The organism is Burkholderia sp. JKS000303 (assembly GCF_002563755.1).
Lineage (GTDB): Bacteria > Pseudomonadota > Gammaproteobacteria > Burkholderiales > Burkholderiaceae > Burkholderia > Burkholderia anthina_B.
In genome coordinates this window covers 316,346-337,285 of record NZ_PDBZ01000001.1, presented here as the reverse complement: position 1 = coordinate 337,285, position 20,940 = coordinate 316,346, and the positions used below count along the sequence as shown (strand labels likewise).

16 protein-coding genes are annotated in these 20,940 nt (G+C 67.4%); 5 read left to right on the top strand and 11 right to left on the bottom strand.

Going from position 1 to position 20,940, the window contains the following annotated elements:
• Positions 1 to 2: 2 nt before the first annotated feature.
• From BX604_RS01515 to BX604_RS01490, 6 genes are all read right to left on the bottom strand, one after another.
• Positions 3 to 3,116 (bottom strand): MdtB/MuxB family multidrug efflux RND transporter permease subunit, encoded by a 3,114-nt coding sequence (locus BX604_RS01515; RefSeq protein ID WP_098549259.1) that lies wholly within the window; start codon positions 3,114 to 3,116, stop codon positions 3 to 5.
• Positions 3,117 to 3,131: 15 nt separating this feature from the next.
• A complete protein-coding gene (locus BX604_RS01510) occupies positions 3,132 to 4,508 on the bottom strand; it encodes an MdtA/MuxA family multidrug efflux RND transporter periplasmic adaptor subunit (RefSeq protein ID WP_098549258.1) in 1,377 nt (458 codons plus the stop codon).
• Between the two features lie 247 nt (positions 4,509 to 4,755).
• The gene (locus tag BX604_RS01505) at positions 4,756 to 5,580 is read right to left on the bottom strand and encodes an IclR family transcriptional regulator (RefSeq protein ID WP_098549257.1); all 825 of its coding nucleotides are present in this window, start codon (positions 5,578 to 5,580) and stop codon (positions 4,756 to 4,758) included.
• A 566-nt stretch (positions 5,581 to 6,146) separates the two neighbouring features.
• Positions 6,147 to 8,111: a PhoX family protein gene (locus tag BX604_RS01500; RefSeq protein WP_098549256.1), complete on the bottom strand. Its 1,965-nt coding sequence runs from the start codon at positions 8,109 to 8,111 to the stop codon at positions 6,147 to 6,149.
• A 222-nt stretch (positions 8,112 to 8,333) separates the two neighbouring features.
• Positions 8,334 to 9,527, bottom strand: coding sequence for an ammonium transporter (locus BX604_RS01495; RefSeq protein WP_098549255.1), 1,194 nt, complete (start codon positions 9,525 to 9,527; stop codon positions 8,334 to 8,336).
• Between the two features lie 253 nt (positions 9,528 to 9,780).
• Entirely contained in the window at positions 9,781 to 10,116 is a 336-nt protein-coding gene (locus BX604_RS01490) for a hypothetical protein (RefSeq protein WP_098549254.1), read from the bottom strand.
• A 192-nt stretch (positions 10,117 to 10,308) separates the two neighbouring features.
• Between BX604_RS01490 and BX604_RS01485 the strand changes: the two genes are divergently transcribed.
• The 4 genes from BX604_RS01485 to BX604_RS01470 all read left to right on the top strand — a co-directional run bounded on the left by BX604_RS01485 (position 10,309) and on the right by BX604_RS01470 (position 12,814).
• Entirely contained in the window at positions 10,309 to 10,734 is a 426-nt protein-coding gene (locus BX604_RS01485) for a hypothetical protein (RefSeq protein WP_098552668.1), read from the top strand.
• A gap of 93 nt (positions 10,735 to 10,827) precedes the next feature.
• On the top strand, positions 10,828 to 11,283 hold the full coding sequence (locus BX604_RS01480; RefSeq protein ID WP_098549253.1) for an Rrf2 family transcriptional regulator: 456 nt from the start codon (positions 10,828 to 10,830) through the stop codon (positions 11,281 to 11,283).
• Between the two features lie 137 nt (positions 11,284 to 11,420).
• Entirely contained in the window at positions 11,421 to 12,062 is a 642-nt protein-coding gene (locus tag BX604_RS01475) for an NAD(P)-dependent oxidoreductase (protein ID WP_098549252.1), read from the top strand.
• A 281-nt stretch (positions 12,063 to 12,343) separates the two neighbouring features.
• Positions 12,344 to 12,814, top strand: a complete 471-nt coding sequence (locus BX604_RS01470; protein ID WP_096509011.1) for an Lrp/AsnC family transcriptional regulator — start codon at positions 12,344 to 12,346, stop codon at positions 12,812 to 12,814.
• Positions 12,815 to 12,900: 86 nt separating this feature from the next.
• Here BX604_RS01470 and BX604_RS01465 read toward each other — a convergent pair whose 3' ends face one another.
• From BX604_RS01465 to BX604_RS01455, 3 genes are read right to left on the bottom strand one after another with little or no spacing between them, the layout of a single operon-like run.
• A complete protein-coding gene (locus tag BX604_RS01465) occupies positions 12,901 to 13,674 on the bottom strand; it encodes an ABC transporter ATP-binding protein (RefSeq protein WP_096509012.1) in 774 nt (257 codons plus the stop codon).
• Positions 13,675 to 13,678: 4 nt separating this feature from the next.
• Positions 13,679 to 15,355 (bottom strand): ABC transporter permease, encoded by a 1,677-nt coding sequence (locus tag BX604_RS01460; RefSeq protein WP_098549251.1) that lies wholly within the window; start codon positions 15,353 to 15,355, stop codon positions 13,679 to 13,681.
• Positions 15,345 to 16,388 (bottom strand): Fe(3+) ABC transporter substrate-binding protein, encoded by a 1,044-nt coding sequence (locus tag BX604_RS01455; RefSeq protein WP_098549250.1) that lies wholly within the window; start codon positions 16,386 to 16,388, stop codon positions 15,345 to 15,347. The genes BX604_RS01460 and BX604_RS01455 overlap by 11 nt, the downstream gene beginning before the upstream one ends.
• 243 nt (positions 16,389 to 16,631) lie before the next feature.
• On the opposite strand from BX604_RS01455, the gene BX604_RS01450 reads away from it, so the two are divergent.
• Positions 16,632 to 16,799 carry a hypothetical protein gene (locus BX604_RS01450; protein ID WP_096509015.1) on the top strand — a complete coding sequence of 56 codons (168 nt, stop codon included), beginning with the start codon at positions 16,632 to 16,634 and terminating at the stop codon, positions 16,797 to 16,799.
• 161 nt (positions 16,800 to 16,960) lie between these two features.
• Here BX604_RS01450 and BX604_RS01445 read toward each other — a convergent pair whose 3' ends face one another.
• Positions 16,961 to 18,328 carry an amino acid permease gene (locus tag BX604_RS01445; protein WP_098549249.1) on the bottom strand — a complete coding sequence of 456 codons (1,368 nt, stop codon included), beginning with the start codon at positions 18,326 to 18,328 and terminating at the stop codon, positions 16,961 to 16,963.
• 282 nt (positions 18,329 to 18,610) lie between these two features.
• Entirely contained in the window at positions 18,611 to 20,902 is a 2,292-nt protein-coding gene (locus BX604_RS01440; protein ID WP_098549248.1) for an FUSC family protein, read from the bottom strand.
• Positions 20,903 to 20,940: the final 38 nt, after the last annotated feature.

Below are 20,940 nucleotides of genomic sequence, written 5' to 3'. Positions count from 1 at the left end.
GCTTACGCATCCGTGTGCTTGCCGGCGGCGGGGCCGTGCCGTTCGAACCAGCCGCGCACGCGACGCGCGAGGCTGTCGAAGCCGAGGTAGATCACCGGCGTCGTGAACAGCGTCAGCACCTGCGACACGACCAGGCCGCCGGCGATCGCGATCCCGAGCGGCTGGCGCAGCTCGGAACCTGCGCCGGAGCCGACGATCAGCGGCACCGCGCCGAGCAGGGCGGCGAGCGTCGTCATCAGGATCGGCCGGAACCGCAGCAGGCACGCCTGATAGATTGCCTCGCGCGGCGGCTTGCCTTCGACGCGTTCGGCCTCGAGCGCGAAGTCGATCATCATGATCGCGTTCTTCTTCACGATACCGATCAGCAGCACGATCCCGATGATCCCGATGATGTCGAGGTCGTGGCCGGTGATCATCAGCGCGAGCAGCGCGCCGACGCCGGCCGACGGCAGCGTCGACAGGATCGTGATCGGGTGGATGTAGCTCTCGTACAGCACGCCGAGCACGATGTACATCGTGATGACGGCCGCGAGGATCAGGAACAGCTGGTTCGACAGCGACGCCTGGAACGCGAGCGCCGCCCCCTGGAAGCGCGTCTGGAACGAGCCGGGCAGCGCGATGTCCTTCTCCGCGGCGTCGATCGCCTTCACGGCCTCGCCGAGCGACGCGCCCGGCGCGAGGTTGAACGAGATGGTCGTCGACGGGAACTGCGACAGGTGCGAGACCAGCAGCGGCGACGGCCGTTCGTGGAACGACGCGATCGACGACAGCGGCACCTGGCCGCCGCCCGCGGACGGCAGGTAGATGTCGTTCAGCGACTGCGCGTAGTGCTGTTCCTTCGGCTCGGACTCGAGAATCACGCGGTACTGGTTCGACTGCGTGAAGATGGTCGACACGATACGCTGGCCGAACGCGTCGTACAGCGCGTTGTCGACGGTCGCCGGCGTGATGCCGAAGCGCGCGGCGCTCGCGCGGTCGATCTCGATGTAGACCGACTGGCCGTTGCTCTGCAGGTCGGTCGCGACGTCGGCGAGCGACGGCTCCTGCTGCAGCCGCGCGACGAGCTTCGGCACCCAGGTCGCGAACTCGTCCTCGTTCGGGCTCGTCAGCATGAACTGGTACTGCGTCGGGCTCACGGTCGAGTCGATCGTCAGATCCTGCACCGACTGCATGAACAGCGAGATGCCCGTCACGTTCGCGACGCGCTGCTGCAGGTCGCGGATGATCTGCGCAGCGGTTTCGGAGCGATCGTCGCGCGCCTTCAGGTTGATCAGCATCCGGCCGCTGTTCAGCGTGATGTTGCTGCCGTCGACGCCGATGAACGACGTGAGGCTCTCTACGTTCGGATCCTTCAGGATCTCGGCCGCGAGCGCCTGCTGGCGTTCGGCCATCGCGCTGTACGAAATCGACTGCGGCGCCTGCGTGATCGCCTGGATCACGCCGGTATCCTGCGCGGGGAAGAAGCCCTTCGGCACGTACACGTAGAGCAGGGCGGTCAGCCCGAGCGTGATCAGCGCGACGACGAGCGTCGAGCGCCGGCGGTTCAGCACCCATTCGAGCGCGACCGCGTAGCGCGCGATCACCCAGTCGATCCCGCGGTGCACGCGCGCCTCGAAGCGGTGGCTCTCGGGCGGCGGCGAATGGCGCAGCAGCTTCGCGCACATCATCGGCACGAGCGTGAGCGACACGATCGCCGAGATCACGATCGTCACCGCGAGCGTAATCGCGAATTCGTGGAACAGGCGGCCGACCACGTCGCCCATGAACAGCAGCGGGATCAGCACCGCGATCAGCGACACCGTCAGCGAGATGATCGTGAAGCCGATCTGCTTCGAGCCCTTCAGCGCGGCCTCGAGCCCGGTGTCGCCTTCCTCGACGTAGCGCGCGATGTTCTCGATCATCACGATCGCATCGTCGACGACGAAGCCGGTCGCGATGGTGAGTGCCATCAGCGACAGGTTGTTCAGCGAGAAGCCGGCCAGGTACATCACCGCGAGCGTGCCGATCAGCGACAGCGGCACCGACAGGCTCGGGATGATGGTCGCGTAGATGTTCGCGAGGAACAGGTACATCACCAGCACGACCAGCGCGACGGCGAGCAGCAGTTCGAACTGCACGTCGCGCACGGCCGCGCGGATCATCGTCGTGCGGTCGGTGACGATCTGCACGTCGAGCGCCGCGGGCAGCGTTTCCTGCAGCTTCGGCAACTGCGCCTTGATCGCGTCGACAGTCGCGATCACGTTCGCGCCCGGCTGGCGCTGCACGTTCAGCACGATCGCGGGTTCCGAATCGACCCATGCGCCGAGCTTGGTGTTCTCCGAGCCGGCGATGACCTTCGCGACGTCGGTCAGCATCACCGGGCGGCCGTTCTTGTACGCGACTACCGCGTCGTTGTACTGGTCGGCGCTGGTGAGCTGGTCGTTCGCATTGATCGTGTACGCGCGTGTCGGGCCGTCGAAGTTGCCCTTCGGCGTGTTCACGTTCAGGTTCGAGATCGTCGTGCGCAGGTCGTCGAGGTTCATCCCGTACTGCGCGAGCGCGGTCGGGTTCGCCTGGATCCGCACCGCCGGCCGGTTACCGCCCGACAGGCTCACGAGGCCGACGCCCGCGATCTGCGAGATCTTCATCGCGAGACGCGTGTCGGTCAGGTCCTGCACCTGCGTGAGCGGCAGGGTCTTCGACGTGATCGCGAGCGTCAGCACCGGCGCGTCGGCCGGGTTGACCTTCGCGTAGATCGGCGGGGCCGGGAGGTCGGACGGCAGCAGGTTGCCGGCCGCGTTGATCGCGGCCTGCACTTCCTGTTCGGCGATGTCGAGCGGCAGGTCGAGCGAGAACTGCAGCGTGATCACCGACGCGCCGGCCGAGCTTTGCGACGACATCTGGTTCAGCGACGGCATCTGGCCGAACTGCCGCTCCAGCGGCGCGGTGACCGACGACGTCATCACCTCCGGGCTCGCGCCCGGATAGAAGGTCTGGACCTGGATCGTCGGGTAGTCGACTTCGGGCAGGGCGGCGAGCGGCAGGAAGCGCAGCGCGACGATACCGGCCAGCATGATCGCCGCCATCAGGAGGGCGGTGCCGACCGGCCGGAGAATGAAGAGGCGGGATGGATTCATCGAGCGGCCCGCGCGTTACTGGGCCGCGGGGGCCGCAGCCTGCGACGCGCCATGCTTGTGTCCGCCGTGGTGGCCGGCCGAACCCGAGGCGCCCGACGCCGCCGCGGCGCCATGCGCGCCGGACGCGGCCTTCGGCTTGTCGGCCGGGATCGAGACCTTCGCGCCTTCGCGCAGCCGGTCGGAGCCGTCGGTGACGACGCGCTCGCCGATCGCGACGCCGCTCGCGATGCTGGTGCGCTCGCCGTCGACCGGGCCGGCCGTGACCTTGCGCACCGTCACCGTGTTGTCGGGCTTCACGATGTAGACGAACTGGCCGATCGAGCCGGTCAGCACCGCGGACGTCGGCACGATGGTCGCATTGCGGAGCACGTCGACGAGCAGCCGCGTGTTGACGAACTGATTCGGGAACAGCAGGCCGCCCTTGTTATCGAACATCGCGCGCAGCTTGACCGTGCCGGTGCTGGTATCGATCTGGTTGTCGACCGTTGCGAGCGAACCCGTTTCGAGCGGCACCGTGTTGTCGCGGTTGTATGCGGTGACCGACAGCTTCTGGCCCGTGTTCACTTGTTTGAGGATCTGCTGCAGGTTGTCTTCCGACGTCGTGAAGATCACGCTCATCGGCTGCAACTGCGTGATCACGACGATCCCGTTCGTATCGCCCGGCGTCACGTAGTTGCCCGGGTCGACCTGGCGCAGGCCGACCCGGCCCGACACCGGCGCCGTGACGCGCGCGTACGTGAGGTTCAGCTTCGCGGAATCGATCGCCGCCTGGTCGGTCTTTACCGCCCCTTCGTATTGCTTGACGAGCGAGGCCTGCGTGTCGACCGTCTGCGACGCGATCGAGTCCTGCGACAGCAGCGTCTGGTAGCGCTTCAGGTCGATGCGTGCCGTCGCGAGCAGCGCTTCGTCGCGTGCGTGCGTGCCTTCGGCGTTCTCGAGCGACACCTGGTACGGACGCGGGTCGATCTGCGCGAGCAGGTCGCCTTTCTTGACGATCTGGCCTTCCTGGAACGCGACCGACTGCAGATAGCCCGACAACTGCGTCTTGACCGTCACGTTCGCGAGCGGCGTCACGGTGCCGAGCGCGGACAGCACGATCGGCATCTCGCCTTGCGTCGCGGTCGCGACCGACACGGGCTGCGGCACGTTCGCCATTGCCGCCGGGCCGCCGCGGCCACGATGACCACCCCCGCCGCCGCCCGCCGCGGCGCCGGACGCCGCGCCGCCCGCTGCCGGCGCGCTGGCCGGCGTACGGCTCCATGGATGCCACCACAGCAGGCCGCCGATGACGACGACCGCAAGCGTGCCGATCACCCGCGCGCGACGCGGACGGCGAGCGGCGGGGGAGGCGGGATCTTTTGAAGGGGGCGTGGGCTTTTGTTGGTTGTCCATCGTGTTCTGTCAGGAAGACGGCGCGGCGTGCCGGGGAAACAGGTGCGAAGCTGCGCGTGGGCATGCGGTGCCGGGCGGGCCGGCTCGGTCCGGGCCCTTCCGATCCGCGCGAGAAAAGAGCGGTGCGCACCGCGAATGCGGCGCGACGATGGGCATGATCCTACGTCCCGTCCCCGTTAGAGTCCAGTGGTCTATCTTTCAACGGGTTACTCTCGTTACAGAACGCGACAGAACGATGACGAATCCATTACAGGTCGACCCGCCGGGCGGGTGCGCCGCCGATCTCGCGGGTGATTTTCGCGATGCATGCGTGTAGGGCCGGCACCACGTGTTCCTGCAGCCATTCGGGCGAGCACTGGCTTGCCGCGCCGCCGCAATTCACCGAGTAGCGCTGGCCCGACGGGCCGACGAATCCGGCCGCGACCGCGTTCAGCCCTTCGCGCCATTCGCCGATCGCGATCGCATGGCCTTCGCGCATCGCCTCGTCGAGCGCGGGGTTCAGGCGAGCCGACACGTGCGGCCAGTCGTCGCCGGCCGTCGTGCGCAGCGCGTCGAGCAGCGCGCGACGTTCTTCGTCCTCCAGCGCCGCGAGATACGCGCGGCCGACGGCGGTGCGCGCGATGTCCATCCGCGAGCCGATCTCGAGGCGCGTGACGAGCACGGCCGAGCGCGGCCGGATCACGTCGATCGCGACCATGTCGAGCCGGTCGCGCACCGCGAGGTGCACGGACAGCGACGTGCGCTCGGCGAGCTCGATCATGAACGGCCGTGAACGCGCACGGATGTCGAAGTTGCGCAGGAAGCCGTGGCTCAGCTCGAGCACCGACGCGGTCAGCACGAAGCGCTCGCTGTCGGGCAACTGGAACAGGAAGCCGGCGCTGACGAGCGTCGCCGTGATGCGCGATACGGTCGGCTTCGGGATGCCGGTCAGTTCGGTCAGCTCGCGGTTGCTGACCGGGGCGTCGGCGGCTGCGATGCGGCGCAGCACGGCGAGGCCGCGGGCGAGCGCAGTGATCTCGTCGGGCGACGATTCGCGTTCTCGGGGTGCGGGAGGCGTTACAGATGTCGACACGAGGGATTCTCTCTATTTCCGAAACTCGATTTCAATTTTGTTGGTATCGTACGATAATTGTCAAAAGATGCACGTTACCGGGGTGAATCGTTCATTGGATGAGATTTTACGGGTTCACCCTTGGTTTATTAGGAAAACGTTCAAAGCGGCGTTGCCGGAAAGTGAAGAAACCGGTGCAAATACCGCTTGACTTGTCAGGCGGAAACGGAAAGAATGTCTCACGTTTTCGAAACATCGTTTCAGGAGTTTAACCGGCAACGGTGTTTCGCGCAGTCTCTCAGGTTCTAGCACGGCCCTCGGAATGGCTAGAACTTTTTTAGCGCCACGGTCTCCGTGGCGCTTTTTTTTTGCCCGTCCGCCGGACGCGTCAGGCCCGTATTATCCCCGATCGTTTGAAAACACCCGCTCGACCCGGCTCGCGCGTGCGTGCGGCGCACGCAAAAAAAAGCGCGACGCCCGAACGGGCATCGCGCATAAACCGGCGTGGAGCGCCGACGAATGAAACGTGATGAAGAAGCGGGGTGGCGAGGGGCGCCCGATCGGACCTGCGGCCCCTCGCGCGGTGCTCAGGCCTTCGCGAGCTTGATGCTGGTCGGCTCCGCGGTCAGGTAGCCGACGCTTGCGCCGAACCGGTCCTTGAAGTTCGCGCGCACGAGCGGATCGAGCGTCGGCTTGACCTTGTCGTGCAGCGGCGACTCCCAGTCGCCCGCGTGCTGGAAGTTGCTCATGATGTAGGTCCAGCCGTTGATCTCGTCGACCGCGTGCAGGCCCGTCGATTCGGCGCCGGCCGGACACGACAGCACGCGCGTGAGCGATTTCGTGTCGACGTGGTACGCCCACAGGAAGTTGTTCACGTGCATGCCCGAGTCTTCGCCGATGAAGAGGGTGCGCAGCTTTTCGGAGAACTTCAGGTTGTCGGGGTTCGCGATCTTGTCCGGGTGCGCGAGGTTGCCCAGTGCATCCGCCGTCGCGAGATCCTCGCCGACGAGCGCGGCCGGCGCGCCCATGTCGACCGGCACCCATTCGCTGTCGATCGCGGCGCCCGACGTGTCGCGCTGGCCGGCCTTCAGGTTCAGCGCGTAGACGGCGCCCGCGGCGATCTTCTTGTCGACCGCGACGTCGCGCGACACCGCGTTGCCCTGGACCATCGACGTTTCGATCCGCGACATCGCCGTGTAGACGATCTTGTCCTTCGCATTGACCGTCGTGCCTTCGAGCTTCGTGAATGCCATGCTGCCGCCGATGAGCGCCGCGTAGCGGTGCGTCTCGAGGAACGCGGCCGCCTTTTCCATCCCGGGCTTGATGCGCATCCAGTTGAACTTGCCGCCGAAGTGGATCTTCGTGTAGCTCGCATCGCTCGGATCGGTCGTCGTCAGGTCCATGATGTCCGACGCCTTCAGCTTGTTCGCGAGCGCCTCGATCTCGCTGCTCGTCGCGTGGCCGATCTTGATCCACGTCAGCGTCGCGCTGCCGGCGCCGGCGGACGACGTCTGCGCCCACTTCGCGACGTACAGCGTGCCGGCCGACAGGTCGGCCGCCTTGTCGGCGACGAACATGAACACGCCGCCGTTGGTGGCATCGTCACCCATCATCACCGTGCGCTGGTCCGGCATGACCTGGATCAGCTCGTGCGAGATGCGGCCGAGGCAGTAGTGCTTCTTGACCGTGCCCGTGCCGTCCGGGTTCACCGTGATCTCGGGCAGGTGGCCGTAGTGATACGGGTTGGCCTTGGCCTCGTCGCCGAACGTGTTCTTGCTGAATGCCTTGAACTGCGCGTCGGTCGCGGCCTTCGTCGCGTCCGGCTCGTATTCCTCGCTCGACAGGTGCGTGCCCCACGGCGACAGGCTCGCGCCGCAGGTGATCCACAGGCCGTGCGCCTTCGACGTGTCGACGTTGTGATACTTGACGACCTTCAGCGCGCCGTTCGACGGATCCTGGTCGAGCGTGATCACCGCGATCGGCGACGGCAGCTGGCCGTACTGCGATGCGCTGGCCTGGTCGCGCGTCGTGTATTCGAACTGCACGACCGCGAACACCGTGTTGCCTTTCACGCCGGCCACGTTCGCGTTCTTCACCGTCAGCAGCGAGCTGCCGTCCGGGCAGTCCGAATAGAACTGGCGCTCCTTGCCGGCGACCGAGCGGTCGATGATCGGCTGGTTGTTGATGTCGTAGTAGCCGCCTGCGAGCGTCGTGCCGCCCTTGCCGTCCGGCACCATGTCGCCCGTCACGAAGAACGGCCGGTACGCGAGCTTGAAGTTGCGCGACGAGCCGTCGGAGAACGACACCGCCAGCGTCGAGCCGACCGTCGTCGTGGCCATCGCGGCCGCGTTGTCGAGCGTCGGGGCGGCCATCGCCGAGAATGCCGCCGACGTGTAGGCGGCGGCTGCCGGCGTCGTCACTGATGCGGGATTGTCGTCGCCGCCGCAACCTGTCAGCAGGGCCGGCAGCGCGAGGCCGGAGAGAGGCAGCATGGGCGCGCCGGCGAGGATCTTCAGGGCCTGACGACGGGAAGCATTGGGCAACGCGGGCATGTGGAGTCCAGTTTCGATTGTTGGAAGAATCGGCTTCGCGAAGCAGGCTATTTGCAGGCTTCGCGAAGGCAAGTTGAAAACTGGACGGAAGTGTAGGGGTGCTGGATGAAAGTTTTTTGAATTGAAAACGTAATGTTGTGTCGGGCATCCGTCAGGCAGGCTGCCGGATGCCCGTCGCGCGCTCGAACGTGCTCGATCGCACCCGGTCGCGCGTAATCGCACTCAGTCCCGCTCGGGCGTGGCCGAGATGCGATGGATCGACAGGTCGGCGCCGTCGAATTCGGCTTCGCGATCCAGGCGCAGGCCGACGGTCGCCTTCAGCGCGCCATAGACGAGCGTGCCGCCCGCAGTCGCGATCGCAATGCCGCCGAGCGTGCCGATCAGCTGCGACACGAACGACACGCCGCCGAGGCCGCCCAGCGCGGGCTGCCCGAACACGCCGGCCGCGAGCCCGCCGAGCGCGCCGCACATGCCGTGCAGCGGCCACACACCGAGCACGTCGTCGATGCGCCACTTGTTCTGCACGCACGTGAACATCGCGACGAACAGCGCGCCGGCCACGGCGCCCGTGACGAGCGCACCGATCGGGTGCATCACGTCGGAGCCCGCGCATACCGCGACGAGGCCCGCGAGCGGGCCGTTGTACGTGAAGCCCGGATCGTTGCGGCCGGCCATCCACGCGGCGAGCGTGCCGCCGACCATCGCCATCAGCGAATTCACGGCGACGAGGCCGCTGATCTTGTCGAGCGTCTGCGCGCTCATCACGTTGAAGCCGAACCAGCCGACTGCGAGCACCCATGCGCCGAGCGCGAGGAACGGGATGTTCGACGGCGGATGCGCGGCGATCCGGCCGTCCTTCGCATAGCGGCCGTGGCGCGCGCCGAGCAGCAGCACGGCCGGCAGCGCGACCCAGCCGCCGAACGCGTGTACGACGACCGAGCCGGCGAAATCGTGGAACGGCGCGCCGAACGCATGCGTGAGCCAGTCCTGCACGCCGAAGCGGCCGTTCCAGGCGATCCCTTCGAAGAACGGATAGATGAAGCCGACGATGATCAGCGTCGCGACGAGCTGCGGATTGAATTTCGCGCGCTCGGCGATGCCGCCGGACACGATCGCGGGGATGGCCGCCGCGAACGTCAGCAGGAAGAAGAAGCGCACGAGTGCGTAGCCGCTGTGCTGCGACAGCGTGCCGATGTCGTCGAAGAACTCGACGCCGTACGCGATCGTGTAGCCGATGAAGAAGTACGCGAGCGTCGACACGGAGAAGTCGACCAGGATCTTCACGAGCGCGTTGACCTGGTTCTTCTTGCGGACCGTGCCGAGCTCGAGAAATGCGAAGCCCGCGTGCATCGCGAGCACCATGACGGCGCCGATCAACAGGAACAGTGTGTCGACGCCGGATTTCAGACCATCCATGCCGTGGCTTCCTTGCGCAAAAAACGGGCAACGAATGCAAGTATCGAGCCAACTTGGTGAACGGCTGCGTGCAATTGGTGCGGAAGGCCGGGCGGTGCGGCATTCCGGTGATGCGTGCACGATTGCGGGGCAGACGAGGCACGGTCAAGGGGCCGCATCAGATGCACGCGCGTGGTGCGTGGCGGGCGGAACTGGTGCGTGCGACGCGTGGCGCGGTGCGGCGTGGTGCGCCGCGATGCACCGCGCTGGCGCGTCAGCGGCGCGCGAACAGCGTGCGCGCGCGGCGCAACCGCAGCGCGCACGCCGACCAGTAGGTGGCCACGGCCGTCAGCCCGAGCGCGGCGAACGCGAGCGCCGCGACGCCCGCGGGTGACTGGCCGTTGCCGCCGGGGCCGAGGATGCCTTGCGCGACGATCAGCGCGGCCGTCCAGAAGCCGATCACGGCCTGCGCGAGCAGGCGCGCGGATGCGACGCGGCGCGCGTGCCCGGCGACGCGCAGACGGTATGCGGACGGCGAACGCAGGCACAGGAACAGGGTCGTGGCGAGTACGGCAGCCAGCGTGATGAACCAGTCGATGAGGAAAGCCATGAAGAAGCGGATACGGACGATGCGGATCGAAGCCTGCCCACTTTAGTGTCGTCTCGCCTGCGATTGAATCAGACGAGTCCGAAATTGAAAGGCATTTTTAATCGTGCGTCGTCATTGGCCCCGTTCTGCAGGCGGTATCATCGACGTCGGTTCAACCATTCAGGCCGTGCGACGCACGGCCGGAGATTGCTGATGAAGATGAAGACTTGGCGGGCGCGTCGCGCGCCCGGCGCCGTGCTGGCGGTCGCGACGATGGGCGCCGTGTTGTTGCTCGCAGGCTGCGAGAAGTCCGGCACGCCGGCCACGCAACCCGATACGGCCGCGAGCGCGGCCGCCGATGCCGCGAACAATGCGGCCAAGGCGCTCGACCAGGTGGCGAGCACCGTCAACCAGCAGATCGACGCCGCGAAGGCCGGCATCGCGTCGGCGGCGTCGGCCGTGCCGCCGCTGTCCGCGAGCGGTCTCGCGTCCGCCGCGCAGGCGCAGTTCGATGCGGCAGCTTCGTCGGTCGTCGCGCATGCGGCATCCGAAGCGGGTGCGAAGATGGCGGAGGCCGGCAAGAAGCTCCAGCAATGGAGCCAGCAGAATGCGACAGGCGCGAAGCCTGCCAGCAACTGAACGCGGGCTTGCACAATCCGTGAAATGTAATTATAGTGGTTACACATTGTCACCGGTCGCGGTTCGGGCCGGCGCCAGCCGAGTGAGTGAGGAATGAATACCAGCAGCCGGTTCGCGTTTGCCGTTCACGTGCTTGCCTTGCTGTCGATGCAGGAAGGTGCGCCGCTGTCGTCCGACATCATTGCGGGCAGCGTGAACACGAATCCGGCGTTGATCCGCCGGCTGTTGTCGATGCTGGCGGCCGCGGGGCTCACCACGTCGCAGCTCGGTGCCGGCGGCGGTGCGCTGCTGGCGCGCGAGCCCGGCGACATCACGCTGCTCGACGTGTATCGCGCGGTCGACGATGCGCAGCTCTTTGCGCTGCACCGCGAGGCGCCGAATCCGGCGTGCCTCGTCGGGCGGCACATCCAGGGCGTGCTGATCGACTATATCGGCGACGCGCAGCGCGCGATGGAAGCATCGCTCGCCACGCGTACGCTGGCCGACGTCACGGCGGACGTGCTCGAATCGGAGCAGCGCGGCCGGGCGGCCGGGCGCGCGAGCGGGTAAGCGCGGGCAATGGAAGCGGCAGGGCAGGAGGCCGGGCGGCGCGCAGGCGCGGCGACCGGCGCGACGGGGCGTTTGCTCCGTTTTTTTCGGTCTTATATGTAATTACTTTAGTTACTTTTTATTTCTGGAGAATCGACATGACGCAACGTACCTTGAACATCGCCCTGTTTGGCGCCACCGGCATGATCGGCTCGTGCATCGCCGCGGAAGCCGCGCGTCGCGGCCATCGCGTGACCGCACTGTCGCGCCATCCGGGCGCGGCCGGTGACGGCATCACCGCCAAGGCGGCCGATCTGTTCGATGCGGCCAGCATTGCAGCCGCGCTGCCGGGGCACGACGTCGTCGCGAGCGCGTACGGCCCGAAACAGGACGATGCCGCGAAGGTCGTCGTGGCGGCGAAGGCGCTGGTTGCCGGCACACGCGAAGCGGGCCTGAAGCGGCTCGTCGTGGTGGGCGGCGCCGGTTCGCTCGAAGTGGCGCCCGGCAAGCAGCTCGTCGACACCGAAGGTTTTCCGGACGCATACAAGGCGGTCGCGCTCGCACATCGCGATGCGCTCGGCTACCTCGAAACGGTCAGCGATCTCGACTGGACGTTCTTCGCGCCGGCCGCGCTGATCGCGCCGGGCGAGCGCACGGGCACGTTCCGTACCGGCGCCGGCAAGCTGATCGCCGACGCGCAGGGTAACAGCAAGATCTCGGCGGAAGACTACGCGGTCGCGTTCGTCGATGCGCTCGAGCAGGACAGCTTCGTGCGCGAGATCGCGACGGTCGCGTATTGAGCGGTATCGCGGCGGGCGGTGCGTAAGCGGCGGCATGGATTGCGCGCGGCGCCGCCCCGCCACGGGTCGTGATTCCAGGCGACTCCCCCTTGACGGGGGGAGTCGCCTGTTTCGTTTGGCGTGCTGATTTCGGGCCTGCCGGTGCGAACGGAAGTGCGCACCGCAGATCGTCCCGCGCTCGATTGGTATTTATCCCGGTCGACGCGGCGCGGCGGATTCCATATTGTTCCCCGTCATGCTGAATGCATAGAAAAAATTTCTATCGAAGAAGGACCGGGTAAATGGATGCCATCGATCGCAAGCTGCTGGAGCTGTTGCAGGCAGATGCCACACTGCCGATCGCGGAGCTCGCGCAGCGGGTGAACCTGTCGCAGACGCCATGCTGGAAGCGTGTGCAGCGGCTCAAGGAAACCGGCGCGATCCGCGCGCAGGTCGCACTGTGCGATCCGCGCAAGCTCGGCGTCGGCACGACCGTGTTCGTCGCGATCCGCACCAACCAGCACACCGAAGAGTGGGCGCAGCGCTTCACGCAGGCCGTGCGCGACATGCCGGAGGTCGTCGAGGTGTACCGGATGAGCGGCGAAACCGACTATTTGCTGCGCGTCGTGGTGGCCGGCATCGACGATTACGATCGCGTGTACAAGCAACTGATCCGGACGGTGCCGTTGTTCGACGTCAGCTCGTCGTTCGCGATGGAGCAGATCAAGTATTCGACCGCGCTGCCCGTGCGCGATCTTTCCGAGCCGGCGTAGGGGGCATCGGGGCGGCATTCCGCGACAAGTTGCGGCGGGGGCGAGCGGGGGTGCGCTCCCGACCACGATGCGCCGTGACCGCGCGCTCAGCGGCCCCGTGCCAGTGCGCGCGCGCGTTCGTCCGCCAGCGCGTCGCGGCGCACGAACTCCGCGACGAACGGGCTGGCCGGATGGCGATGCAGCGCATACGGCGTGTCCCATTGCGCGAGCTGGCCATCCTTCATCACGCCGATCCGGTCGGCGATCGCAAATGCTTCCGCCTGGTTGTGCGTGACCAGGATCGCCGTGTGCCCGGTGCGCTTCAGGATCTCGCGCAGTTCGAACGCGAGCCGTTCGCGCGTATCGACGTCGAGATTGGAGAACGGTTCGTCGAGCAGCAGCAGTTCCGGCGACGGCGCGAGCGCGCGGGCGAGGGCGACGCGTTGCTGCTGGCCGCCCGACAGTTCGTGCGGATAGGCGTCGCCCGAATCGGCGAGACCGACGAGATCGAGCATGTCGGCGACCCGCACGCGCCGTTCGGCCTTCGGCAGCCGGCGCAGGCCGAACGCGACGTTCTCGGCCGCGCTCAGGTGGGGGAACAGCGCGTAGTCCTGGAACATCATCCCGATGCGCCGCCGCTCGGGCGGCACGTCGAGCGCCGGTGCCGCGACGGGCGTGCCGTCCAGCACGATGCGCCCCATGCGCACCGGCTCGAAGCCGGCGATCGCGCGCAGCACGGTGGTCTTTCCGCAACCCGACGCGCCGAGCAGGCAGCCGATGTCGCCGCGCGGCAGCGCGAGGCTCAGCCCGTCGACCACCGTGCGGCGGCCTTGCGGCGTGTCGTAGGCGACGCAGAGGTCGTCGAGTTCGAGCAGGTTCACGGTGTCAGGCTCCGATCTTGTGGCGGGTGCGCGCGAGCAGGATCACCGGCACGAGCCCGGCCAGCACGATCGCGAGCGCGGCGACCGCGCCTTCCTCATAGGTGCCGCGCGCGGCTTCCGCATACAGCCAGGTCGCGAGCGTGTCGAAATTCAGCGGGCGCAGCAGCAGCGTCGCCGGCAGCTCCTTCATCGCGTCGACGAAGACGAGCAGCGCGCTCGTCGTGAGCGCGGGCCGCAGCAGCGGCAGGTGCACGCGGCGCAGCGTGCCGCCGGCCGTCTCGCCGAGCGAGCGCGCGGCCTGTTCGAGCGACGGCGGAATCCGTGCGAGGCCGGCCTCGATGCTGCCGGTCGAGATCGCGAGAAAGCGCACCGCGTAGGCGATCACGAGCGCGGCTGCGGAGCCCATCAGCAGCAGCCCGTTGCGGCCGAGCGCCGCGCCGAGCAGCCGGTCGGCCGCCGCGAACGGGATCAGCAGGCCGATCGCGAGCACGGTGCCCGGCACCGCATAGCCGAGGCTCGCGATCCGCGCGCATGCGCGAGCCGGACCCGCCCGCGCACTGTCGCGCTGCGCGCGCGCCGCCCACGCCACGACGAGCCCGCACACGAGCGTCGCGACGGTCGCGGCGGCGGCGATCGTCAGCGTGTTCGCGAGCCCGGTCAGCAGTTGCGCGGATACGCCGCCGACGAGATGCAGCCGCTTGCCGGTCTCGGCCGCGAGATACGCGGCCGGCGCGCCGAAGCCGAGCAGCACGGGCAGCCAGCAGAGCGCCGCGGCGCTCCAGGCGGCCGCGCCCGTCAGCTGGCGCGGCGCGATCGGCCGCATACGCCGGCCGTGTGCGTAGCGCTGGCGGCGGCGTCCGTAACGTTCGAGCGCGATCATGCCGACGACGATCGCGAGCATCGCGAGTGCGATCTGCGCGGCGCCGGCGAGGTCGGAGCGCGTGATCCAGGTCGTGTAGACCGAGACGGTCAGCGTCTGCACGCCGAGGAATTCCGACGCGCCGATGTCGTTCAGCGTTTCGAGCAGCGCGAGACTCACGCCGACCGCGATCGCGGGGCGCGCGAGCGGCACGACGACGCGCCAGAACGTCGCGATGCGTCCTGCGCCGAGCGTGCGCGCGGCTTCGAGCAGGCTCGCGGACTGCGTGACGAACATGGCGCGCGTACTCAGGTACACATACGGATACAGCACGAAGCCGAGCACGAAGATCGCGCCGGGCAGCGAGCGCAGGTCGGGCAGGCGGAACTGGCGCGGGCTGTCGAAGCCGAGCAGCGCGCGCAGCGCGCTTTGCACCGGGCCGATCGGATGCAGCAGGTCGAGGTACGCGAACGCGACGATATAGGTCGGCACCGCGAGCGGCAGCAGTAGCGCCCACGTCAGCGTTCGCCGGCCGGGGAAGTCGTACGCGGTGACGAGCCACGCGCAGCCGGTGCCGATCACCGTGACGACGACACCGACGCCCGCGAGCAGCAGCAGTGTATTGGCGAGCGCCTGCGGCAGCACGAATTCGGCGAGATGCCGCCAGTGCGCGAGATCGGCGCCGAATGCGGCGGCGACCAGCACCGCGAGCGGCGCCGCGACCGTTGCGGCGATCGCGACGGCTGCGATCAGCGACAGGCTGCCCGCGCGCGGGCGCAACGGCTGGCGGCGCGCGCGGACGATGGATGCATCAGTTGTCAAAGCCGACCTTGTCGACGAGCTGGCTGGCCGCCTTGCGGTGTTTCGCGATTTCAGCCAGCGGCAGCGGGTCGACCTTCAGCGTGCCGAAGCTCGCGATCACCGGATCGAGCTTCACGTTCGCGCGCACCGGGTATTCGTAGTTCGCCTGCGCGTACAGCGCTTGCGCTTGCGGCGACACCAGATACTCGAGCAGCTTCACCGCGTTGGCCTTGTGCGGCGCGTGCTTCGCGACCGTCGCGCCGCTGATGTTCACGTGCGTGCCGCCGCTCTTCGCGTTCGCGAACGTCGGCCGCACGACCTTGATCGCGTCGCCCCACTTGCGCGCGTCGGTGCCGGCTTCCGCGTTTTTCATGTGGCCGACGTAGTACGCATTCGCGAGACCGACGTCGCAGATGCCGCCGAGGATGTCGCGCGCGACGTCGCGGTCGCCGCCGGTCGCCTTGCGCGCGAGGTTCGCCTTCACGCCGCGCAGCCACTTTTCGGTCGCGGCTTCGCCGTCGTGCGCGATCATCGCGGCGACCAGCGCGGTGTTGTACGGATGCTGCCCCGAGCGGATGCAGACCTTGCCCTTCCATTTCGGATCGGCGAGATCCTCGTAGCGGAACGCGTCGACTTTCAGGTCCTTTTCCACATACAGCACGCGATCGCGCAGTGACAGCGCATACCAGTCGCCTTGCGCGCCGCGCAGGTTCGCCGGAATCGCGTCGTCGAGCAGCTTCGAGCGCACCGGTTGCGCGAGCCCGCCGTCGACGAGATCGAGCAGGTTGCCGATATCGACCGTCATCAGCACGTCGGCGGGCGACTGCGCGCCTTCGGCCTTCACCCGTTCGAGCAGGCCGTCCTTCACAAACACCGTGTTGACCTTGACGCCGCTCTGCTGCGTGAACGCGTCGATCAGCGGCTGGATCAGCTTCGGTTCGCGCGTGGTGTACAGGCTGACTTCCTCGGCCGCCTGGGCCGGCGGCGCGAATGCGGCGGCGGCAAAGGCGAGGGCGCCGGCGAGCGGCAGCAGGCGGGTGCGCGGATTCGACATGGAGACTCCGGTGAGGCAGGCGGGCGAAGGAGCGTTCCGGGGCGTGCCTGCCGCCCGAGCAACCCGAAACATTACAAAGCGAAAGATTTGGGATTCTAAATCGGAATGGGAACGATTATCAAATGAAAGGTTGCGGCGGACAGCGGAAGAAGGGCGGGAGACGGAACGCAAACGGGGCGTCGCAGCACGTGCGCAAGCGCGTAGAATGCCCGCTTCGACAAAATTGACGGAGTCGCCCCGACCATGAACGATCAGCGCAAGAAGAACCCTGTCCGCAACGTGAGCATCCTGATCGTCGTGGCCGTGCTGCTCGTGATCGGGACGATCCTGTACAACGCGGTGTCGCAGAAGCGCGCATACGACGAGGCTCATCCGGCCGAGGCTGCGAGCGCGAGCGCCGCGTCGCACTGAACGAGCGGGCGCTGCCGGACCCTGGCGGTCGGGCAGCGGCTGGCAGCGGCAGGCACCGCGACGCGCGGAACGGGCGGCTGACGACACGCGCTGCGTCGCGCCGTGCCGAAAGAAAAACGGGCGCCGAAACCGGCGCCCGCGCGGGGGAAATCAGTCGTGCGTCAACGTGACGCAGCGGCAAACTTCGGGCGGATCCGTGCGTAGAACACGACCGCGAGCAGCGCGAGCCAAGCCGCGCCGACGTAGAGCGCGACGCGCGTGTCGTCGAACCAGCCGAGCATCACGATCACGAAACCCATGAACGCGATCGTCAGCGCCGGCGCCACCGGCCACAGCGGCACCTTGAACTTCAGCGCGGCGACTTCCGCGCTCGACAGCCGACGGCGCATCGCGACCTGCGACAGCAGGATCATCAGCCACACCCACACGGTAGCGAACGTCGCGATCGCCGCGACCACCAGGAACACGTCCTTCGGCATCAGGTAGTTGAGCACCACGCCGACGAACAGCGCGCCCGCCATCACGAGCACCGTGACCCACGGCACGCCGTGCCGCGACGTCGTCATCAGCACGCGCGGCGCCTGGCCCTGCCGCGCCATCCCGAACATCATCCGGCCCGCGCCGAAGATGTCGCTGTTGATTGCCGAGATCGCCGCGCTGATCACCACGAGGTTGAGGATCGTCGCGGCCGACTTCACGCCGAGCGCCGAGAAGATCTGCACGAACGGGCTGCCGTCGTTGCCGACGCCCGTCCACGGGCTGATCGACATCAACACGACCATCGTCAGCACGTAGAACAGCAGGATACGCGCCGGCACCGCGTTGATCGCGCGCGGAATCACGCGCTCCGGATCCTTCGCCTCGCCGGCGCTCATCCCGATCACCTCGATGCCGCCGTACGCGAAGATCACGACCGACAGCGACGCGATCAGGCCGCCGACGCCGTTCGGGAAGAAGCCACCATGGTTCCACAGGTTCGCGAAGGTCGGCACGTCGGCCGAATGGCCGAAGTGCATGCCGGTCAGCAGGATCGCGACGCCGCCGCCGATCATCGCGACGATCGCGCCGACCTTGATGATCGACAACCAGAATTCGAGCTCGCCGAACACCTTCACATGGCACAGGTTCAGCCCGCAGATGACTGCGACGACGCCGAGCACCCAGATCCATTGCGGGACGTCCGGAAACCAGAAGCCCATGTAGATGCCGAACGCGGTGATGTCGGCGATCGCGACGATCACCATTTCGAGCGTGTAGGTCCAGCCGGTGACGAAACCGGCGAACGGGCCCAGGTTTTCGGTCGCGTAGTGGCCGAACGAGCCGGCGACGGGCTCGCGCACGGCCATCTCGCCGAGCGCGCGCATCACCATGTAGACGGCCGCGCCGCCCAGGATGTAGGCCAGGATCACCGCCGGGCCCGCGAGCTGGATCGCCGACGCGGAACCGTAGAACAGACCGGTGCCGATCGCCGAGCCCAGCGCGAGAAAGCGGATGTGCCGCGCGCTCAGGTGGCGTTGCAAGTTCTTCATCGAGTCTCCGATATCGTTGTGCTACGGACCGGGCGAGCGGGCCGGTCCGGTTGGCTCAAGTTGTCTATACAACTTAAAATGTGAACGAATGATAACAAGCCGGGCAGATGGCCGGAATCGGGTATTCCCTGACTGGCGCAACCGGCGGAATCGGGGATCACGCGAGCGCGCGGCCGGCGGGCCGCCGCGCGGAGCGGGAGGGTCACGCGTGCGGGGCGGGCCGCAGCGGGGCGCGCCGGCGGCTGCCCCGCTGCGCGCGGGGCGAGCGCCGGCGGAACGACGTCATGCGGGCAGGCGGATGACGCTCGCGTCCTTGCGGATCAGCAGCGATGACGCAAGCATTTGCTTGCACTGGTGCGCGAGCACCTTGAGGTCGTGCGTGAGTTCGGCGCCGACCGCGTCGGATTTTTCCGCGGAGACGACCATCGCGTCGAGCTCGCGCGTGATCTGCTTCGTTGCGTCGAGCTGGTCGGCCGGCGGCGGTTCGCCGGATTCCGCCTTTTCGAGGTTGTCGAGCACGGCGGACAGGCCGCGGTGCAGCGCGTCGTCGTGGACGAAGTTGTCGTCGGCCGCACACGCGCTGCGGATCAGCGGGGCCGCGGCCGTGATCTGCGCGCCGAGCACGTGCGTCTGCACGAGCAGGTCGTTCAGCTCGGGCACGAAGCGCTGGTGCGCCTTCGGCTCGATCATCATCCGCTGGAACGCCTGGCCGAGGTTCGCGAACGCGATGTTCACGTCCTTGCGCGCGAGGCGGTACCGGTAGTCGTCGTCGAGGCTCGCGGCCGGCGTTTCGATTGCCGCGGCGACGCCCGGCACGACGGCCGCACCGTCGGCGACCGGCACGGGCGGCGACGACACGCCGCGCCCGGCGCGCCACGCGGCCTCGAAATACTTGCGGGTCGACGTGAGCATGTCGGTGACGAGCTTGCCCATCAACCGGTATTCCCAGTACGGGAACAGCCGGCTCGCGGCGATCGCGATCATGCAGCCGACCACGGTGTCGATCGCGCGTTCGCCGATGATCCGCATGCTGCCCGGCGCGAGCAGGTGGAACATCAGCAGCACGTACGACGACGTGAACACGACGCTCGCCGTGTAGTTGAACAGCAGCAGGCTGTAGCTCATCACCATCGACCCGAACATGATCGCGATCAGCAGGTGCGGCTCCTTCACCGTGTAGATCAGCGCGATGCTCGCCGCGCAGCCGATCAGCGTGCCGATGATCCGCTGCGCGTTGCGCTGCTTGGTCAGCGAATAGCCGGGTTTCAGGATGATGATGCTCGTCATCACGATCCAGTACGCGTTCGTGAGCGGCAGCAGCCGGCCGAGCCAGAAGCCGACGGCCACCGCGATCGTCACGCGCAGCGCGTGGCGGAAGCTCGGCGAGCGCATGTTCAGGTTCGAGAAGATCAGCAGCGGCGACATCCGGCGACGCTGCAGGAAGCGCGTGAGCGCCTTGTCGATCTTCAGTTCGGTCTGCTGCGGGTCGGCATGGCCGGACAGGTTGCGCCGCATCCGGTCGATCAGGCGCGTCGCGCTCCAGATGCGCCGGAACGTCGCGAGCACCGCCGCGTACGCTTCCGGATTGTTAGCCGCGAAGTTTTTCTTGCGCATCAGCTCGATCTCGTACTCGATCGCGCGCAGCTCGGCCTTCACGCTGATCCGCGAATGCGGTGCGCGGTTCTCGAGCACCGCGAGGCCGATCTCCTCGAGATCGGCGGCTGCCTTGCGGATCAGGTCGCGGTAGAAAATGATCAGGTCCGAGCCGCCGAACGTGTTGCGCACGAGCGGGTAGTCGGTGTGCGCGCCGACGAACAGCTCATGCAGGTCGACGCTGTTGATGAACAGGTTGTACATCGTCGTGCGGCCGGGGTCGAGCTTGCCGCGGCGCAGCTTCGGCAGGTTGCGCAGCACGATGTCGCGCGCGGTTTCCTGCGTTTCGACCGCCGAGATCTGCTTGGCGACGAGATTGCGGTAGCACTCGTCGAGATCGGCCTCGAGATCGTAGAACTGCGCGCGCGCGAGCAGGTAGTCGGCACACGCGAACAGGCTTTCGGCGAGCGCCTGCTGCTCGATCCGGCGCGCCTGCCATTGCGACACGAGAGTTGCCCAGTACGTGTACCAGAGGCCGCCCGCGAGGATCCAGCCGGCGTTGATGAACGCCTGCAGCGGCGTGAACTTCTCCTCGAGCGTCATCACCATCATGAACAGCGTCGCGAAGCTGATCTGCGGCCAGCGGTTGCCGTACACGACGATCAGCGACAGCACGAACGTGAGCGGCACGATCGTCAGCCACAGCGCGAAGATGTTCGGCGTCGCGAGGCCGGTCGCGAGCGCGGCCAGGAAGCCGATCACGCTGCACGCGAGCATTTCGTTGTGCTTGTACTTGAGCGGGCCGGGCATGTCGACGACGCACGCGCCGAGCGCGCCGGTCGAGATCGTGAAGCCGAGATCCCGGTCGTGAAACACGATCAGGCACAGTACCGCCGGCAGCGACACGCCGACCGCGATCCGCAGGCCGCCGAAAAAATACTGGCTGTAGAAAAACTTTCTGATTTCGACCGAATAGCGCATCGATGGGCTGAATGGCAGACGAAGACGCCCGGGGCGGC

What these genes read in the sequence shown, in the direction of transcription:
- BX604_RS01475 (WP_098549252.1), top strand. Translation starts at nt 11,421, where the DNA reads ATGACGCAACGTACCTTGAACATCGCCCTGTTTGGCGCCACCGGCATG.
- BX604_RS01495 (WP_098549255.1), bottom strand. Translation starts at nt 9,527, where the DNA reads ATGGATGGTCTGAAATCCGGCGTCGACACACTGTTCCTGTTGATCGGC.
- BX604_RS01515 (WP_098549259.1), bottom strand. Translation starts at nt 3,116, where the DNA reads ATGAATCCATCCCGCCTCTTCATTCTCCGGCCGGTCGGCACCGCCCTC.
- BX604_RS01510 (WP_098549258.1), bottom strand. Translation starts at nt 4,508, where the DNA reads ATGGACAACCAACAAAAGCCCACGCCCCCTTCAAAAGATCCCGCCTCC.
- BX604_RS01480 (WP_098549253.1), top strand. Translation starts at nt 10,828, where the DNA reads ATGAATACCAGCAGCCGGTTCGCGTTTGCCGTTCACGTGCTTGCCTTG.
- BX604_RS01440 (WP_098549248.1), bottom strand. Translation starts at nt 20,902, where the DNA reads ATGCGCTATTCGGTCGAAATCAGAAAGTTTTTCTACAGCCAGTATTTT.
- BX604_RS01485 (WP_098552668.1), top strand. Translation starts at nt 10,309, where the DNA reads ATGAAGATGAAGACTTGGCGGGCGCGTCGCGCGCCCGGCGCCGTGCTG.
- BX604_RS01445 (WP_098549249.1), bottom strand. Translation starts at nt 18,328, where the DNA reads ATGAAGAACTTGCAACGCCACCTGAGCGCGCGGCACATCCGCTTTCTC.
- BX604_RS01470 (WP_096509011.1), top strand. Translation starts at nt 12,344, where the DNA reads ATGGATGCCATCGATCGCAAGCTGCTGGAGCTGTTGCAGGCAGATGCC.
- BX604_RS01490 (WP_098549254.1), bottom strand. Translation starts at nt 10,116, where the DNA reads ATGGCTTTCCTCATCGACTGGTTCATCACGCTGGCTGCCGTACTCGCC.
- BX604_RS01500 (WP_098549256.1), bottom strand. Translation starts at nt 8,111, where the DNA reads ATGCCCGCGTTGCCCAATGCTTCCCGTCGTCAGGCCCTGAAGATCCTC.
- BX604_RS01455 (WP_098549250.1), bottom strand. Translation starts at nt 16,388, where the DNA reads ATGTCGAATCCGCGCACCCGCCTGCTGCCGCTCGCCGGCGCCCTCGCC.
- BX604_RS01450 (WP_096509015.1), top strand. Translation starts at nt 16,632, where the DNA reads ATGAACGATCAGCGCAAGAAGAACCCTGTCCGCAACGTGAGCATCCTG.